We start from the raw sequence: 16,439 nt of genomic DNA, 5'->3' as shown, positions 1-16,439 counted from the left end.
GAGAGTTGGGCCCCATCATGCGCGCCGCAGAGCGGACGTCCTCGTCCCCCACCCGTTCCACCGCCACCGCTGTCACCGCCCCGAGCCGAAAACTGCCGCTCCTGGCCCTGCTCGCCCTCGCCACGGCCGTCTTCATCACCAGCCTGACGGAGACGCTGCCGGCCGGCCTGCTGCCCGCGATGAGCGGTGACCTGGGCGTGAGCGAGTCGGCGACGGGCCAGACCGTCACCGTCTACGCGATCGGAACGTTCCTGACGGCGATCCCCCTGACCGCGGCCACGGCGGGGTGGCGGCGGAAGCGCCTGCTGCTGACGTCGATGGCGGGATTCGCCGTCGCGAACACGGTCACCGCCCTGTCGTCGGACTACGCCCTGACCATGGCGGCCCGCGCGGTGGCCGGTGTAGCCGCGGGGCTGGCCTGGGCGCTGCTGGTCGGATACGCGCGCCACATGGCGCCCGCCCGGCTGGAGGGGAAGGCGATAGCGATCGCGATGGCGGGCATTCCGGTGGCCCTGTCCCTGGGCGTGCCCGCGGGCACGTTCCTCGGCAAGGCCCTCGGCTGGCGGGTGGCGTTCCTGGCCATGACCGCGCTCACCGTGGCCGTCCTCGGCTGGATCGCCGCGACGGTTCCCGACTACGCCGGCCGGGAACGCGGCGCCCGCGTCCCGATGCCGCGGGTGCTGAAGGTGCCCGGGGTGACTCCCGCCCTGTTCGTCACCACGGTCTTCGTCCTGGCCCACACCATCCTCTACGCCTACATCGCCACCTTCCTCGACCACCTGGGGATGGGCGGTTCGGCCGACCTCGTCCTCCTGGTCTTCGGCATCGCCTCGCTGCTCGGCATCTGGTGCGTCGGCGCCCACATCCACCGCCGGCTGCGGGCCCTCACCCTCGCCTCCACCCTCCTGGTCGCCGCGGCCGCCGCCGGCTTCGCCCTCTTCTCCGGCAGCCCGGCTCTCGTCTACGTCGCGGCCGCCCTGTGGGGCCTCGGCTGGGGCGGTGTCCCGACCCTCCTGCAGACCGCCGTGGGCCAGGCCGGCGGCGCATCGGCGGACGCCGCGCAGGCGTTGCTGGTCACCCTCTGGAACGTGGCCATGGCGGCCGGCGGGGTCGTCGGCGGCCTCCTCCTGGACGGGCTCGGCCACCGCTCGCTGCCGTGGTCGGTCCTCCTCCTGCTGGTGCCGGTGTTCGCCGTGGTGGTCGGCGCCCGCGTCCACGGGTTCCCGGCGCAGCGCGCGGACGGCGCCGTCTGATCCACTCCTGGCCCCTGGGGGACGACCACGGCATGGTGACGGCCGTCCCCGGGACCCGGCCCGTTCCGCCTTCCGGGGCGTGAGCCGGGTGCGCCGGCCCGGACGCGGGCCGCGCGGCGGCGAGTCGGCCGCGGGTCCGCGCCACGGAGGGCGGAGGCGGCCGCGAAGCCGGGATGAGCGGGGCTTCGCCGGAGCGGCGGGACCGTCAACACCGGCGCGCCGACCGCCGGTCAGCCGGGAGGCGCCGCCCCAGGAAGGTCACTGACGAAGTCCAGCCACTGCCGGATGGTCCACACGACGACGCGGGAGCGGTCGGTGGACATCCGCAGCCACACCTCGTCACCCCCGGGCATGAGGGCCACCTCCAGGTGCGGCTCCTCCCAGGTGCCCATCGGGTACATCCACTCGATGCCGTCGGGCCAGACGCGCATCGCCGCCGTGCGCACGCTCAGCGCCGCGGCCATGGCGTCCAGCGCCGCGCGCGGTATCCGCACCTCCGCCCGCTCGGGTTCGAACACGGTCACCGGCCCTCCGTCCCGCGGCGAGACGAAGCCGCTCACCGTGCCCACACTGTGTCAAAGAGTGCGGGGCGATGTCAGTACGGCGGGACTTCGGCGCCGAAAGACCGACATCAAAAAGAGGGCCGGCCCTCACGGGCCGGCCCTCGTGCGGCAGGCACCGCCGGCGTCACGCGCCCGGTCCTGCCGCGCCCGGGTACGCCCCGGGCCCTACGCCCTGGTCAAGCGTGCGAGTGGCGGCCGTGCCCGTGTCCGCTCCGGCCGGTGAAGACCCGGTAGAGCGCCAGGATGATGACGGAACCGACGATCGCGGCGATCCACGTGGACAGGTGGAAGAAGCCGTTGATCGACTCCACGCCGAAGATCACCTTGCCGAGGAAGCCGCCCAGCAGACCGCCGACCACACCGATCAGCATGGTCACCAGCACACCGCCGGGATCCTTGCCCGGCATCAGGGCCTTGGCGATCGCTCCGGCCAGCAGCCCGATGACGACCCACGCGAGAATTCCCATGATGTGTCCCTCCTTGGTCGGTGCTGCATGGCGCTTAACCTGCCGCTTCGTCCGCAAACACCGTTCGCCGGCCAAGTCGTCGGCACGTCCGGTCCCGCCCTCCCGAGAACGGCGGTCCGCATCCCGCGCCGGGCGCGTCCCCTGCCGTCCGTCCCTCGCGCCCGACGCTCCGTCGGTGCATTGGTCCGCACCTATTGACGCACTGGTCTAGTCCTTTTAGCCTCTGCCACACCTCCGAGGAGTACGGCCCGCCGGTGCGCGCACACCCCGGGCCACGGCACGGCACCCCCCACCCGCTCCACGAGCCCCCCACTGGAGGACCGATCGTGTTGTTCCGAGACCTGCTCCCTCCGGGAAGACCACAGGGAAGATCACTGGGCAGACCCCCGGGCGGATCCTGTAGCGGCACCCGCGCGCGCCGCGGCGCCGCCGTCGCCGCGGCGGGCGCGGCCCTGGCCGGGCTGCTGGCCGCCACGGTGCAGACGGGGTCCTCCTCGGCCGCCGAGGACCACGCCGCCTGCCGCCCCGACGGCCTCTACGCGACGCCCGGCGTCGACGTCCCCTACTGCACCGTCTACGACACCGCCGGCCGCGAGAAGATGGGCGCGGACCACCAGCGCCGCGTCATCGGCTACTTCACCGGCTGGCGCACCGGCAAGGACGGCACCCCGGCGTACCTCGCCTCCGACATCCCCTGGGACAAGGTCACCCACCTCAACTACGCCTTCGCGCACGTCGGTCCGGACGACCGGATCTCCGTTGGGGCGGACGGCACGGGCAATCCGGCCACCGGGATGACCTGGCCGGGCGTCAAGGGCGCGGAGATGGACCCGGACCTCCCCTACAAGGGCCACTTCAACCTCCTGAACAAGTTCAAGAAGCAGCACCCGCAGGTGAAGACCCTGATATCCGTCGGCGGCTGGGCCGAGACCGGCGGCTACATCGACGAGAACGGCAAGCGGGTCGACTCGGGCGGCTTCTACAAGACGGCGACCAACGCCGACGGCTCGGTCAACCAGCAGGGCATCGACACCTTCGCCGACTCCGCGGTCGCTTTCGTCCGGAAGTACGGCTTCAACGGCGTCGACATCGACTACGAGTACCCGACGTCCATGAAGGACGCCGGACACCCCAAGGACTGGCCCCTCGCCAACGCCCGGCGCGGCGGCCTCAACAAGGGCTACGCGGCGCTGATGAAGACCCTCCGCGAGCGCCTCGACCGGGCCGGGGCGGCCGACGGCCGGCACTACCTGCTGTCCGTCGCCGCGCCCTCCTCCGGCTACCTGCTGCGCGGCATGGAGACGTACCAGAGCACCAAGTACCTGGACTACGTCAACATCATGTCCTACGACCTGCACGGCGCCTGGAACGAGTTCGTCGGCCCCAACGCCGCGCTGTACGACGACGGCAAGGACGCCGAACTCGCCAAGTGGGGCGTCTACACCACCCCGCAGTACGGCGGCATCGGCTACCTCAACGCCGACTGGGCGTACCACTACTTCCGCGGCGCGCTGCCCGCCGGCCGCATCAACCTCGGCCTGCCGTACTACACGCGCGGCTGGAAGAACGTCACGGGCGGCACCGACGGCCTGTGGGGCACGGCCAAGGCGACGACGTGCCCGGCCGGTTCGGGGCTCACCACCTGCGGCGACGGCGCCGTCGGCATCGACAACCTCTGGCACGACAAGGACGACGACGGCAAGGAGTCGCCGGCCGGCTCCAACCCCATGTGGCACGCCAAGAACCTGGAGAAGGGCATCGCCGGGGACTACCTGACGAAGTACGGCTTCCCGGCCGGCACCAAGCCCGCCGGCACCTACGCCCGCAAGTACGACGCGACCCTGACCGCGCCCTGGCTGTGGAACGCCGACAAGAAGGTGTTCCTCTCCACGGAGGACGAGCAGTCCGTCAAGGCCAAGGCGCAGTACGTGGTGGACAAGGGCCTCGGCGGCACCATGATCTGGGAGCTCGCGGGCGACTACGGATGGAACGCCGGCAAGGGCCAGTACGAGCCGGGCGACACCCTGACGAGCGTCATGAACGACGCGTTCAGGTCCGCGCCCGCCTACGGTGCCCGGCGCGCGACGACCACCCTGCCCGACCAGGCCCTCGACATCGACGTCGCCTTCACCGACTTCCCCCTCGGCGACAGCAACTACCCCATCAACCCCAAGGTCCGCATCACCAACCGGACGAAGACCGCACTGCCGGGCGGCACGGAGTTCCAGTTCGACTACGCCAACTCGGCGCCGGGGAACGCCCGGGACCAGTCCGGGTGGGGGCTGCAGGTCATCCGCAGCGACCACACCGCGCCCGACAACATCGGCGGTCTCAAGGGCGACTACAACCGGACGTCCGTGAAGCTCCCGGCCTCGCAGCCGCTCGCCCCGGGCGCCACCGCCGTGCTCGACCTGGTCTACTACCTGCCGACGTCCACGCCGTCCAACTGGACCGTGAGCTTCGGCGGGAAGACCTGGGCGCTGGCCGGCGACCTGACGCGCGGCACGACCGTGACCGACCCGGGCGGCCCCTCCCCCACCCCGACAAGCACCCCGACGGCCACGCCCACCGGCACCCCCACCGGCGGCCCGAGCCCGACCGCGACCCCGACGGGCGGCACCTGTACCGCGCCGGCGTGGGACAAGGGGGCGGTCTACAACGGCGGTGCGACCGTCTCCTGGAAGGCGCACTCCTGGAAGGCCAAGTGGTGGACGCAGGGCGACGAGCCCGGCACCACCGGCGAGTGGGGGGTCTGGCAGGACCTCGGCGCCTGCTGACCCCGCCGTCGCACCCCTGATCCCGTCCCCCGGCGCGTCGCCCCACCGCCGGGGGGCGTTCGGCCGCTCCCGCAAGCCCCAGGCACCGGATCCTGTGGTCGATCCTGTGGTTCCTCCGTCGGGACGGCGCGGCAGGCGGCTCCCCATGCTCGGGGGGATCATCGACGCGAGTATGGGGATGCTGCCGAAACTGAAGTCCGACGTACTGTACGTGCCCACTCCCGACGGAGCCCACGTCTTCGGCGCGGGCGCCGACGTCGCGCTGCGCGGACCGGCCGCCTGCCGGCTGCTGGACCGGCTCGCGCCACACCTGGACGGCTCGACCGCACTCGACGCGCTCGTCCGCGGCCTGCCGGACGGCACCCGCACCGCCATGGAACGGCTGGTCGGCCGGCTGCACTCGGCCAACTGCCTCGTCGACGCGGCCGAGGACCTGCCGCACGGCCTGACCGCCCGCGAACTCGACACCTACGCGGCCGAGATCGCGTTCGTCGAGTACCACGCCTCCTCGGCGGCCCGGCGGTTCCAGACCTACCGGGACAGCGCGGTGACGGTGATCGGCGCGGGCCCCGTGTTCACCGCCCTGGTCTGCTCGGCGCCCCGCTCGGGCGTGCGGCGGCTGCGGGCCGTCCACGCGCCGGACGCGGGCACGGACCCCGCCAGCGACGCGGACCGGCTGTTCCGCCGGGTTCTTGCCTCCCGGGCAGGCGAGGGGCTTCCTCCGAACACCCCGGCATGGGTGCGGGGGCCTGGCCTCAGGGCGGTGCCAGGACGCCGCCGACGGGAATTTTCCGGGACGACGGAACCCGGAGGCCGTCGCCGGAACCGGGAGACGGGCCGGGAGAGGCGACGGCACGTATCTCGCGGAGCGGTGCCCGCGTGCGCGGCCGCCGGCGGGATGAGGTCTGTCTACAACAGCCGGGAGATCCGGGCCTGGACCTGGTCCGGGGCGGTGAAGGTGACCAGTTTCCGCTCGGGATCGTCGGCGAGCCGGAGTACGACGTGCTCCAACTCGATCTCGCCGAGGGCAGGGTGGCGCAGCCGCTTGGTGCCGGAGCTCAGGGGCGTGACCCGGTGCTGTGGCCACCATTCCCTGACCTCGGGGCTCACCGCGTGGAGGCGTTCGAGCAACGCTCCGAAGCCGGGGTCACCCGGATGTCGTGCCGCGGCGGTGCGGAATCGGCCGAGCAGCGCGGATGCTTCGGCGGGCCAGTCCACCATCACCTGACGGGCGCCGGGGTCGGTGAACATCCACCAGAGCAGGTTGCGGGCTTCCGGCGGCCGGGCCGGCCAGTCGGTCCACAAGGCGCGGGCGGCCCGGTTGGAGACCAGCACGTCCCAGCACCGGCCGGTGACATAGGCCGGGCAGGGGTCGAGCCGGTCGACGAGTGAGACGAGGGCGGGTGGCAGCACTTCGGCGAGGGCAGGGGTTTCGGCGGGCGCGCCGTGGACGAGTCCGTGGATGTGCCTCCGCTCGGCGGCGTCGAGCCGCAGGGCCGCCGAGAGCGCATCGAGCACCTGCCGGGAGGGGCGTACGTCGCGGCCCTGCTCCAGATAGGTGTAGTACGTCGAGGAAATGGCCGCGAGCTGGGCCACCTCCTCCCGGCGCAGGCCGCGGGTCCGGCGTCGAGCCCCTGCGGGCAGACCGACGTCGGCCGGTCGGAGCCGCTCGCGGCGGGAGCGGAGCAGCTCTCCCAACTCCCCGGACCTGGATGTGAACTGAGGCATCCTGGTACTTCCGTTACTGGGAAAAGCATCCTGTGGATACCACTCTAGGGCGTGGCTACGTTGGCGCCATGAACCTCATGAACGTCATGAACACGGACTCCGGCGTGTCCGGGTCCTACTCCATCCGTACGGAACACCGGGACATCCCGGTGGGCGACGGGCCCGCGATGGGGGCCTACGTCGCCCGGCCGTCGGCTCCCGGCCCGTTCCCGGGCGTCCTGGTGGGCATGGAGCTCTTCGGTGTCGACGCCGGTGTCCGCGAGGTCTGCGACCGGCTCGCGGCACTCGGGTTCGTGGCCCTCGCGCCGGATTTCCACCACAGGACCGCTCCCGGAAGCGAGCTGCCCCGCGACCCGGCGGGCCGGGAGCGAGGCTTTGCACTGCTGGAGCTGATGACGCGCGCCCAGTTGCTCAGTGACGTGGGCGCCGCCGTCGACCACCTGCGCGCGGCCGGCAGCGAGCGCGTCGGCATGGTCGGGCTGAGCGTGGGCGGTCACATGGCCTACCTCGCGGCCACCGAGTTCGACCTCGCCGCGGTGGCCGTCTTCTACGGCGGCTGGCTGCCGACCACCGACATCCCGATCAGCCGGCCCGAACCGACGCTGTCGCTCACCCCGAAGATCACCGGGCGCGTCCTCTTCCTCGTCGGCGAGGAAGACCACCTCATCCCGCCCGCACAGCAACGCGAGATCGCGGCCGCACTGCGCGAGGCCGGTACGCGCCATGAGATGGTCGTCTACCCCGGCGTCGGACACGGCTTCCTCGGTACCGATCGCAGCACGTCGGCCGACGCGTGGCGGCGCGTCCACGCACTGCTGACCGGCACCACGGACCGGCCGTCGCGGGCGTGCCGGTGAGGGGGAGCCGGCCCGCGGCTCATGCTCACCGGCTCCTGAGAGACGGGCCGTGCTCCCGCCGGGCGGGAGGTCGCGGGCCACGGTCGCCGGCGGCGAGGCCGATCGCCTCGTGGTGCCGGCCGGCCGTGGACGCGTCACGGAATCGGCCGAGCCGGGCCGATTCCCTCCCCGCGCCCGGCCGACCTGCTGGGCGGGGAAGGAGCTACGGCCGGGGCGCCGGCCGGCCGCTCGCGCCCTCGGACGGGGTGCGCGGGTGCGGGATCAGCGGTTCGCCCTCGCCGCCCTGGAACGAGACCGTGCGCGAGGGGGCCGGGATGCGGATGCCCTCGGCGCGGTAGCGCTGGTGCAGGCGCTTGATGAACTCGTGCTTGATGCGGTACTTGTCGCTGTACTCGCCGACCCCGAGAATCACGGTGAATCCGATCCGGGAGTCGCCGAAGGTGTGGAAGCGCACGGCCGGTTCGTGGTCGGGCACGGCTCCGGCGACGTCCCGCATCACGCTCGCGACGACCTCGTTGGTGACCCTCTCCACGTGCTCCAGGTCGCTGTCGTAGCCGACGCCGACCTGCACGGTGACGGTCAGCGGCTGCTCGGGCCGGCTGAAGTTGGTCATGTTGGTCCCGGCCAGCTGGGCGTTCGGGATGATGACCAGGTTGTTGGAGAGCTGCTCGACGACGGTGTTGCGCCAGTTGATGTCGACGACATAGCCCTCCTCACCGCTGCTGAGCCGGATGTAGTCGCCGGGCTGGACCGTCTTGGAGACCAGGATGTGCACACCCGCGAAGAGGTTGGCCAGCGTGTCCCGCATGGCCAGGGCGATGGCCAGACCGCCGACGCCGAGGGCGGTGAGCAGCGGGGCTATGGAGATGCCGAGGGTCTCCAGGATGACCAGGAAGCCCATCGCCAGGACCGTGATGCGCGTGATGTTGACGAATATCGTGGCCTGGCCGGCCACTCCGGAGCGGGACTGCGTCACCGTCCGGATCAGGCCGCTGATCACCCGCGCCGCGGTGAAGGTGGCGCTGAGCATCACCACCGCCACCAGCGTCTGGTTGACGGTGTGTCCCACCTGGTGGTTCAGCGGCAGGGCAGCCGCACCCACCGCCACGCCGGCGGCCACCGCCGCGCAGGGGGCGAGGGTGCGCAGGATGTCGACGATGATGTCGTCGCCGATCCAGCGCGTCCGCAGGGCCCGTTCGCCGAGCCACCGCAGGATCACCCGCAGCAGCCCGGCCGCCAGCAGCCCGGCGACCACCGCGATGCCCGCGGCGATCGCGTCGTGCACCGTCAGATCCCCGGTCACCGGCGCCCTCCGCGGTTCCCGGACCACGCCCCGGCGGCGCTCCGCGCCACCGGCAGTCCGACACAGCCAACCGTCACTTCGTCCTACCTACCTGTCCGGAACGATCGCCAAAGCGCCAGGACACAGACATGACCCGGCACAAAACGCCATCCTGCACCACGGCCGGGGCCGGTTCTGACCGGCCGTCAGGGCATAGCCGATGACAAGCCATCAAACCGGACGCGCTGATTCGGCCGGATTCCGGAAGGGCAGGCCGGAAGGGCGGGACGGAAGGCGGCCGGAAAGACGGCGGGCCCGGCCCGGGAGGGGTCCCGGGCCGGGCCAGCGGAAGTACGGAGGAGGAAAGCGATCAGGAACCGGCGGACTCGGCGGCGGCCCGCTGGGCGTCCCGCTCCTTGATCCGCTGCGCCTCCTTGCGGACCCCGGCCTGCGTGGTGCGCTCGCGCTCCAGCCACTCGGGCCGCTCCTGCTTCAGCGCCTCGATCTGCTCCGTGGTGAGCGCCTCGGTGACGCCGCCCCGGGCGAGGCCCGCGATGGAGACGCCGAGCTTCGCGGCGACCACCGGCCGGGGGTGCGGCCCGTCGCGCCGCAGGTCTTGCAGCCACTCCGGCGGGTCGGCCTGGAGCGCGTTCAGCTCCTGGCGGGAGACCACACCCTCCCGGAACGAGGCGGGGGTGGCTTCCAGGTACACCCCCAGCTTCTTCGCCGCGGTCGCGGGCTTCATCGTCTGGGCGGTTTTGTGCGTGGTCATGCGACCAAGGGTACGGGGCGATCGGCACGCTCCGTGACCGGTAACCTGGGCGGGTGACAGGCTCGCAAGACTCCCCCACGTTCCGGCTCGCCTACGTCCCGGGAGTGACACCCGACAAATGGGTGCGTATCTGGAACGACCGCCTGCCCGAGGTGCCGCTGACCCTGCTGTCGGTGCCCCCGCACGAGGCGCCCGGCGTGCTCCGCGCCGACGGCGCCGACGCCGCGCTGCTCCGGCTCCCGGTGGACGGGACGGACCTGAGCGCCATCCCGCTGTACACCGAGACCACCGTGGTGATCGTCCCCAAGGACCACCTGCTCACGGCGGTGGACGAAGCGACGGTCGCCGATCTCGCCGACGACATCGTCCTGCACCCGCTGGACGACGCCCTGGGCTGGGAGCGGCTGCCGGGCCGGCCCGCGCTGGAGCGGCCCGCCACGACCGCGGACGCCGTCGAGCTGGTCGCGGCCGGCATCGGCGTCCTCGTCGTCCCGCAGTCCCTCGCTCGGCTGCACCACCGCAAGGACCTCACCTACCGGCCGCTGACCGACGCCCCGCAGTCGCGGGTCGCCCTGTCCTGGCCCGAGGAGCGGACCACGGAGCTCGTCGAGCACTTCATCGGCGTCGTCCGCGGCCGTACCGCCAACAGCACGCGCGGGCCCAAACTGCCGTCGGCCCAGGAGCGCCGGACGGGCGGGGCGGGGGCCGCCGGCCGGAAGGGCGGCGGCGCGCCCCGGAAGGCCGCCGGGCAGGGCGGCAGGAAGACCGCGGGACAGGGCGGTGGGAAGGGCGCCGGGAAGAACACCGCGAAGGGCGGCGGCAAGGGCGGCGCCCAGCGCTCCGCCGGCGGCCGGCGGCGCGGGGGCCGCTGACCGGTCCCCGTCCGCGAGGGTCCGCGTCCGCGGGTGCCCGCGCACGGTTCACCCGCGCGGCGCGGGCGGAGTGCCGGTCCCCCGCACCCGGGCCAGACTCGGGGCAGAGCCCGCCGGCGGACCCGCGGCGGCGGACCCCCGACCCGGAGGCGCGCGATGACCCGACCGTCACCGGCGGCCCGCCGGGAAGCCCCCGCCGCGGACGGCGCGGTCCCGGACCACCTGCTGCGGGTCGGCGACCTGGACCCGGGCGTCCTGCGGACCCTGCTGGACCGGGCGGAGGCCATGAAACGGGAGCCGCTGGGGTGGGCGGACAGCCTGCGGGGCGGGGCCGTCGGATGCGTCTTCGAGAAGCCGTCCACGCGGACGCGGGTGTCGCTGGCCGCCGCCGCCCAGCGGCTCGGCATGGCCGCCGTGGTGCTGAACCGGGACGAGCTCCAGCTCGGCCACGGCGAGACCGTCGCCGACACGGCCCGGGTCCTGTCGTCGTACCTCGACGCCGTCGCCGTGCGCACCTTCGAACACGGCGTCGTGGAGCGGATGGCCGAGGTGTCCGCGGTGCCGGTCGTCAACGCGCTGAGCAACAGCCACCACCCGTGTCAGTCCCTCGCCGATCTGCTCGCCCTGCGGGAGCACTTCGGGATGCTGAAGGGTCTGCGGGCCGCCTTCGTCGGCGACGGCGGGAGCAACACCTGCAACTCCTTCCTCTCCGCCTGCGCCGCCACCGGCATGCACCTGACCATCGCCCGTCCCGCCGCCTACGGGACCGATCCCGGCCTGCTGGACGAGGCGCGCGAGACGATGCGGCGCACGGGCGGGTCCGTGTCCCTGACCGAGGATCCGGAGGACGCCGTCCGGGGCGCACACGCCGTCTACGCCGAGGTGTGGGTGCCCATGGACCGGCGCGACGAGGCCGCCGAGCGCCGGCGGCACCTGGCCCGCTACCGGGTGGACGGCCGGCTCCTGGCGCACGCCCCCGGTGACGCCGTGGTGCTGCACTGCCTGCCCGCCGTCCGCGGCGAGGAGATCACCTCGGACGTCCTCGACGGCCCCCGCTGCCTGGCCTGGCAGCAGGCCGCCAACCGCCTCCCCACCGCCCAGGCGGTGCTCCACACCCTGATCACCGCGGCCCGCCTGCGGCCGGCCTGAGCGGGGACGGGACAGCGCCGGGCGGGACGGCCAGAATGGCCGCGTGGACGCCGCGTACATCGAGGAGTTCGGACCGGCGGAGGCCATCCGCTTCGGGGAGTTGCCCGCGCCGCGCCCCGGCCCGGGCGAGGTGCTGGTGGAGGTGGCGGCGACGACCGTCAACCACGTGGACGCCTTCGTCCGCTCCGGCGCCGTGCGCACGCCGGTGGAGTTCCCCTTCGTGGTCGGCCGCGACCTGGTCGGACGGGTGGCGGGCGCGGGCGCCGCCGGGTTCCCGGCGGGTACCCCGGTGTGGTGCAACAGCATGGGCCACGGCGGCCGGCAGGGCGCGGCGGCGGAGCTGGCGGCGGTGCCCGCGGAGCGGCTCTACCGGCTGCCGCCCGGGGTGGACCCCCGGCTCGCGGTGACGCTGGTGCACCCGGTGGCCACCGCCTACCTGGGCCTGGTCACGCACGGCGGGCTGCGGCCGGGGCGGACGGTGGCCGTGGTGGGCGCGGCGGGCAACGTGGGGTCGGCGATGGTGGCCGTGGCCGCCGCGGCGGGGGCCCGGGTCGTGGCGGTCGCCCGGGCCGCCGACGAGTCCCATTGCCGCGCGCTGGGCGCCGAGGTGGTGCTGGACCGGCGGGAGGCGGCGGCCGGCGGACTGGCGCGGGTGTGCCCCGGCGGCGTCGACCTGTACGCCGACGCGGCGGGGGCCAACGACGTGCCCGCCGCGGTGGAGGCGCTGGCGCCGCGCGGCCGGCTGGTACTGCTGGCCGGGATGGCGAGCCGGCCGGTGCTGCCCGTCGGGCCGCTCTACGTGGCGGACCGCTCGGTCGTGGGCTTCGCCCTCACCAACGCCACGGTGGCCGAACTGGCGGCGGCGGCCGGGTGTGTGGACGCCGTGCTGACCGCCGGCCGGCTGCGCCCCCGGGAGGTGGTCGGGCTGCCGCTGAGCGCGACCGCCGAGGCGCACCGGATGCTGGAGTCGGGCCGGCTGCGCGGCCGCCGGGTAGTGCTGGACGTCCGGTGAGGCGCGGCCGCGGTGGTCTCGGAGGACGCGGCCGTCTCAGGAGGCGCGGCCATCTCAGAGGACGAGGTCATCTCAGGAGTCGTGGCGGCCTCAGAAATCGCGGCCGTCTCAGGGGCGGACCCGGTGCCGCGGTGCCTCGAACAGGCCGGTGAGCAGCGGCCGGAGGACGCGCAGGCCGCCCGGGGTGAGGACGGACTCGGCGTGGAACTGCACGCCGGCGAAGTGCGGGCCGCGCAGGGCGTGCACCTCGCCGGTGACGGAGTCCCGGCAGACGTCCACCCGCCCGGTGCCCGGGAGGTCCAGCCGGCCGGCGGGGCTGTGGAGCGCGTAGCTGTTGTAGAAGCCGACGTGCTCGCGGCGGCCGAAGAGGTCGATCTCCTTCCGCACGCCCTGGTGGGGTGCGGGCCGGCGGCGCGGGACGAGTCCCAGGCGGTGGCCGAGGATCTGGTGGCTGAGGCAGACGGCCAGGAAGGGCCGGCGGGCGGAGAGAAGGCGGCCGGTCAGGTGGTGCAGGCGGGCGATCCGGGCGTCGGCGAGGTCGCGGGGGTCGCCGGGGCCGGGTCCGGTGACGACGAGGTCGTGGCCGGTGACATCGGAGAGGGGGCTGGGACGGTCGTGGCGGCGGACGGTCACCAGGGCGCCCTCGGCGCGCAGTTGGTGCGCGATCATCGCGGTGAAGCCGTCCTCGGCGTCGATCACCAGGATCCGGCGGCCCGCCAGGAAGCCGCCGTCGCGGGGGACGGGACCGGGCCCGTGGAGCCAGAAGCGGGCGAGGCCGGCGTTCCGGGCGCGGAGGGCGGAGCGTACGGCGGGGTGCCGGGCCAGGGCGGTCCCGCCGCCGGGCGACGGGGCGGCCAGCAGGCCGCGGGCCTTGGCCCGGGTCTCGGCGGCCTCGGCCGCCGGGTCGGAGTCTCGGACGACGGTGGCGCCCACTCCGATGGCCAGCCGGCCGCGGGGGTCGACGTCGGCGGTGCGGATGAGGATGGCGGAGTCCAGGGCGCGGCCGCCACGGCCGTCGCGGCCGATGAGGGCGATCACCCCGCTGTAGTAGCCGCGACCGTGGGGTTCGTGGCGGCTGATGACGCGGGCGGCGCTCTCCAGCGGGCTGCCGGTGACGGTCGGGGCGAACAGGGTGGCGCGCAGGATGTCGCGGACGTCGCGGTCGGTGCGGCCCTCGATGAGGTACTCGGTGTGGGCGAGGCGGGCCATCTCCTTCAGGAAGGGGCCGCGTACCCGGATCCCGCGGTCGCAGACCGCCGCCATCATCTTCAGTTCCTCGTCGAGGACCATGAACAGCTCGTAGGTCTCCTTGGGATCGGCGAGGAAGTCCAGGACGCCGGCGAGGGTGGGTCCGGTGCCGGGGTGGCGGTAGGTGCCGCTGATGGGGTTCATCACGGCGGTGCCGGCGCGCAGGGTGACGTGGCGTTCGGGGCTGGCGCCGACCAGGGTGCGGCCGGGTGTGTGGACGAGGAACGTCCAGTGGACGCCCGACTCGCGGACCAGCAGGCGGCGGAAGAAGGCGGTGGCGGCGGCCGGGGACCAGTCGGTGACGTCGGCGAGGAAGCGGCGCTTGAGGACGAAGTTGGCGCCGGCGCCGGCGGCGATCTCCTCGTCCACGAGGGTGCGGACGAGCCGCGCGTAGGCGTCGTCGTCGAGGTCGAAGTGCCCGCCCGTCAGGCGGAGGGGGGTGTCCGGGACGCGGGCGAGGAGGGCCCGGCGTCCGACGGCGGCCTGTTCGCGCACGGTGAGGGCGAGCAGGGGCGTGCCGTCGTCGGGGGCGGCCAGGCCGCGTTCGGCCAGCTGCCGGTAGGGCAGGACGGCGAGGACGTCGGCGGCGGCCGGGCCGTGGGCGGTGGCGGGCAGCGGGAGGTCGGCGACGCGCCGGGGGGTGGTGAGAGTGCCGGTCAGGACGTCGATCCGGTCGCCGCCGGCGGTGCCGGGGCGGTAGAGGAGGGCGAAGGGCGGCGGGTCGGGGGCCAGGACGCGGTCGAGGAGCGCGGCGCCGTCCGTCATGACGGCCGCCCTTCCGCCGCCGGGCGCGGCGGTGCCGCTCCGGCCGCCCGCGCCGGCGGGACGGGCCCGGTCGGCTCGCCCCAGGCGGTCAGGACCTCCAGGGCCTGTTCCGGGGTGAGCCGGGGGTCGCAGAAGGTGGTGGAGACCTCGCCGGCGCGGTCGGCCTCCCGCGCGTCGTGGACGCACTCGGTGACGCGGTCGGGGGTGGTCTCCAGGTGGACGCCGCCCGGGAAGGCGCCGGCGTCGGCCAGCACGGCCCGGAAGGCGCGGATCTCGCGCCGGAGCGTGCGGACGTACCGGGTCTTGCGTCCCCGCGGGGTGATCACGGTGTTGCCGTGCATGGGGTCGGTGAGCCAGACGACCGGGTGGCCGGCGGCGTGGACCGCGCGGACCAGGGCGGGCAGCCGCCCGGCCACGAGGTCGGCGCCCATCCGTACGATGAGCGTCAGCCGCCCCGGCCGGCGATCGGGGTCCAACGCCCGGCAGAGCGCCAGGAGTTCGCCGGTTCCGGTGTCCGGCCCGATCTTGACCGCCACCGGGTTGACCACCTCGGCCAGCAGCCGTACGTGCGGGCCGTCCGCCTGGCGGGTGCGCTCGCCGATCCACGGCCAGTGCGTCGAGGACAGCAGCAGACCGCCGTCGGCGGTCCGGCGCAGTAAGGGCAGTTCGTAGTCGAGCAGCAGCGCCTCGTGGCTGGTGAACACCGGCTGGTCGATCCGGGTGGGGTCGTCCCGGCCGGGGTGGCCGAGGTGGCCCATGATGTCGACGGCCGCCATGTAGGCGGTGACCAGGCGCAGGGGGTCGGGGCGGCGCTCCTCGGGGGTGGGGGCCGGGCCGTTGACGATGTGGCCGCGGTAGACGGGCAGGACGCGGCCGCCGACGCGTTCGGTGGGCCGGGAGCGCGGCTTGGCGAACTGTCCGGCGATCCGGCCCACGCGCAGGACCGGCCGGCCGCCGGCGAGTTTCACGGCTCCGGCGAGCAGGTCGAGGACGGCGGTCTTGCGGGCCACGTGGGCGGCCGTGCACTCGTCGGGGTCCTCGGCGCAGTCGCCGGCCTGGACCACCTCGGCCTCGCCGGCGGCGACGCGGGCCAGCCGTGCGTGGAGGGCGCGCACGCCGTCCTCGGCGACCGGTCCCGGCCGTCCGGCCAGGGTCTCGCGGACCCGCCGGACCTGGTCGGGGTCGTCCCAGCGCGGTTGCTGGCGGGCGGTCTCCAGGGGCAGGGAGAGCAGTGGTTCACCGGTCACGCCGGCTCCGTCGGTCGGGCCGGCCGGGTCGTGGGCGGCGTGGCGGGTGGAGTGAAGGATGCACCTCTCCAGCCTGGACCGGCCGTGGGGGCGCACCCAGCGGCGGCGGTGCCGGTTCGTCAGGTCGGGCGGAGTCTGTCAGCTGCCGGTCGGCGCGGGATCGCCTGCCGCGGGCGGTGGGGCCGCGCCGGGCGGTGCGCCCGGACCGGTGGCACGCCCGGACCGGCCGGCGACACATTCGGCCGGCGGGCAGTTCGTCCGGGCCGGCGGGCAGCCCGTTCCGACCGGCGGGCGACCCATCCGGGCCGCGGCGACACTTCCGGGCCACGACGACGCGTTCGAACCGACCGGCGCTTCCGTCCGGCCGACCGCCCGGCCGACCGGCGGGCGTCCGGCCGGGCCGGCCCGGAGGGCGGAGCATCCGGGCCGGCCGGCGGCGCTGACGTG

General features: G+C 74.3%; 13 protein-coding genes. 6 read left to right on the top strand and 7 right to left on the bottom strand.

Features of this window, described 5'->3' with window-relative positions; translation table 11 throughout:
* The first annotated feature begins 17 nt into the window (after nucleotides 1-17).
* Nucleotides 18-1,253: an MFS transporter gene (locus ACH4PU_RS20035; RefSeq protein WP_398273348.1), complete on the top strand. Its 1,236-nt coding sequence runs from the start codon at nucleotides 18-20 to the stop codon at nucleotides 1,251-1,253.
* A gap of 230 nt (nucleotides 1,254-1,483) precedes the next feature.
* Here ACH4PU_RS20035 and ACH4PU_RS20030 read toward each other — a convergent pair whose 3' ends face one another.
* Both ACH4PU_RS20030 and ACH4PU_RS20025 read right to left on the bottom strand, forming a co-directional pair.
* Nucleotides 1,484-1,777 carry a hypothetical protein gene (locus tag ACH4PU_RS20030; RefSeq protein ID WP_398273345.1) on the bottom strand — a complete coding sequence of 98 codons (294 nt, stop codon included), beginning with the start codon at nucleotides 1,775-1,777 and terminating at the stop codon, nucleotides 1,484-1,486.
* 215 nt (nucleotides 1,778-1,992) lie between these two features.
* On the bottom strand, nucleotides 1,993-2,283 hold the full coding sequence (locus ACH4PU_RS20025) for a GlsB/YeaQ/YmgE family stress response membrane protein (RefSeq protein WP_185945129.1): 291 nt from the start codon (nucleotides 2,281-2,283) through the stop codon (nucleotides 1,993-1,995).
* Between the two features lie 374 nt (nucleotides 2,284-2,657).
* Here ACH4PU_RS20025 and ACH4PU_RS20020 point away from each other — a divergent pair, with 374 nt between their 5' ends.
* Nucleotides 2,658-5,060, top strand: a complete 2,403-nt coding sequence (locus ACH4PU_RS20020) for a chitinase C-terminal domain-containing protein (RefSeq protein ID WP_398273499.1) — start codon at nucleotides 2,658-2,660, stop codon at nucleotides 5,058-5,060.
* A 909-nt stretch (nucleotides 5,061-5,969) separates the two neighbouring features.
* Here the strand turns inward: ACH4PU_RS20020 and ACH4PU_RS20015 are convergent.
* On the bottom strand, nucleotides 5,970-6,788 hold the full coding sequence (locus ACH4PU_RS20015; RefSeq protein ID WP_398273341.1) for a helix-turn-helix transcriptional regulator: 819 nt from the start codon (nucleotides 6,786-6,788) through the stop codon (nucleotides 5,970-5,972).
* Nucleotides 6,789-6,856: 68 nt separating this feature from the next.
* Between ACH4PU_RS20015 and ACH4PU_RS20010 the strand changes: the two genes are divergently transcribed.
* Nucleotides 6,857-7,645: a dienelactone hydrolase family protein gene (locus ACH4PU_RS20010; RefSeq protein WP_398273338.1), complete on the top strand. Its 789-nt coding sequence runs from the start codon at nucleotides 6,857-6,859 to the stop codon at nucleotides 7,643-7,645.
* Between the two features lie 202 nt (nucleotides 7,646-7,847).
* On the opposite strand, the gene ACH4PU_RS20005 is transcribed toward ACH4PU_RS20010, so the two are convergent.
* A complete protein-coding gene (locus tag ACH4PU_RS20005) occupies nucleotides 7,848-8,948 on the bottom strand; it encodes a mechanosensitive ion channel family protein (protein WP_398273335.1) in 1,101 nt (366 codons plus the stop codon).
* 349 nt (nucleotides 8,949-9,297) lie between these two features.
* Nucleotides 9,298-9,699 carry a DUF5997 family protein gene (locus ACH4PU_RS20000; protein WP_398273332.1) on the bottom strand — a complete coding sequence of 134 codons (402 nt, stop codon included), beginning with the start codon at nucleotides 9,697-9,699 and terminating at the stop codon, nucleotides 9,298-9,300.
* Nucleotides 9,700-9,752: 53 nt separating this feature from the next.
* On the opposite strand from ACH4PU_RS20000, the gene ACH4PU_RS19995 reads away from it, so the two are divergent.
* From ACH4PU_RS19995 to ACH4PU_RS19985, 3 genes are all read left to right on the top strand, one after another.
* Nucleotides 9,753-10,571, top strand: coding sequence for a LysR family substrate-binding domain-containing protein (locus ACH4PU_RS19995; protein WP_398273329.1), 819 nt, complete (start codon nucleotides 9,753-9,755; stop codon nucleotides 10,569-10,571).
* A gap of 156 nt (nucleotides 10,572-10,727) precedes the next feature.
* Nucleotides 10,728-11,720 (top strand): ornithine carbamoyltransferase, encoded by a 993-nt coding sequence (gene argF / locus ACH4PU_RS19990; RefSeq protein WP_398273326.1) that lies wholly within the window; start codon nucleotides 10,728-10,730, stop codon nucleotides 11,718-11,720.
* 43 nt (nucleotides 11,721-11,763) lie between these two features.
* Nucleotides 11,764-12,732, top strand: a complete 969-nt coding sequence (locus tag ACH4PU_RS19985; protein ID WP_398273323.1) for a zinc-binding dehydrogenase — start codon at nucleotides 11,764-11,766, stop codon at nucleotides 12,730-12,732.
* A 108-nt stretch (nucleotides 12,733-12,840) separates the two neighbouring features.
* Here the strand turns inward: ACH4PU_RS19985 and ACH4PU_RS19980 are convergent, their stop codons facing one another.
* Together ACH4PU_RS19980 and ACH4PU_RS19975 are read right to left on the bottom strand one after the other, a co-directional pair.
* Nucleotides 12,841-14,745: an anthranilate synthase family protein gene (locus tag ACH4PU_RS19980; RefSeq protein WP_398273320.1), complete on the bottom strand. Its 1,905-nt coding sequence runs from the start codon at nucleotides 14,743-14,745 to the stop codon at nucleotides 12,841-12,843.
* A complete protein-coding gene (locus tag ACH4PU_RS19975) occupies nucleotides 14,742-15,992 on the bottom strand; it encodes a 3-deoxy-7-phosphoheptulonate synthase (protein WP_398273317.1) in 1,251 nt (416 codons plus the stop codon). The genes ACH4PU_RS19980 and ACH4PU_RS19975 overlap by 4 nt, the downstream gene beginning before the upstream one ends.
* Nucleotides 15,993-16,439: the final 447 nt, after the last annotated feature.

The organism is Streptomyces sp. NPDC021100, from assembly GCF_044333095.1.
Taxonomy (GTDB): domain Bacteria; phylum Actinomycetota; class Actinomycetes; order Streptomycetales; family Streptomycetaceae; genus Streptomyces.
Note: the sequence above shows the minus strand (reverse complement) of the source record. Positions and strands in the feature narration are given on the sequence as shown.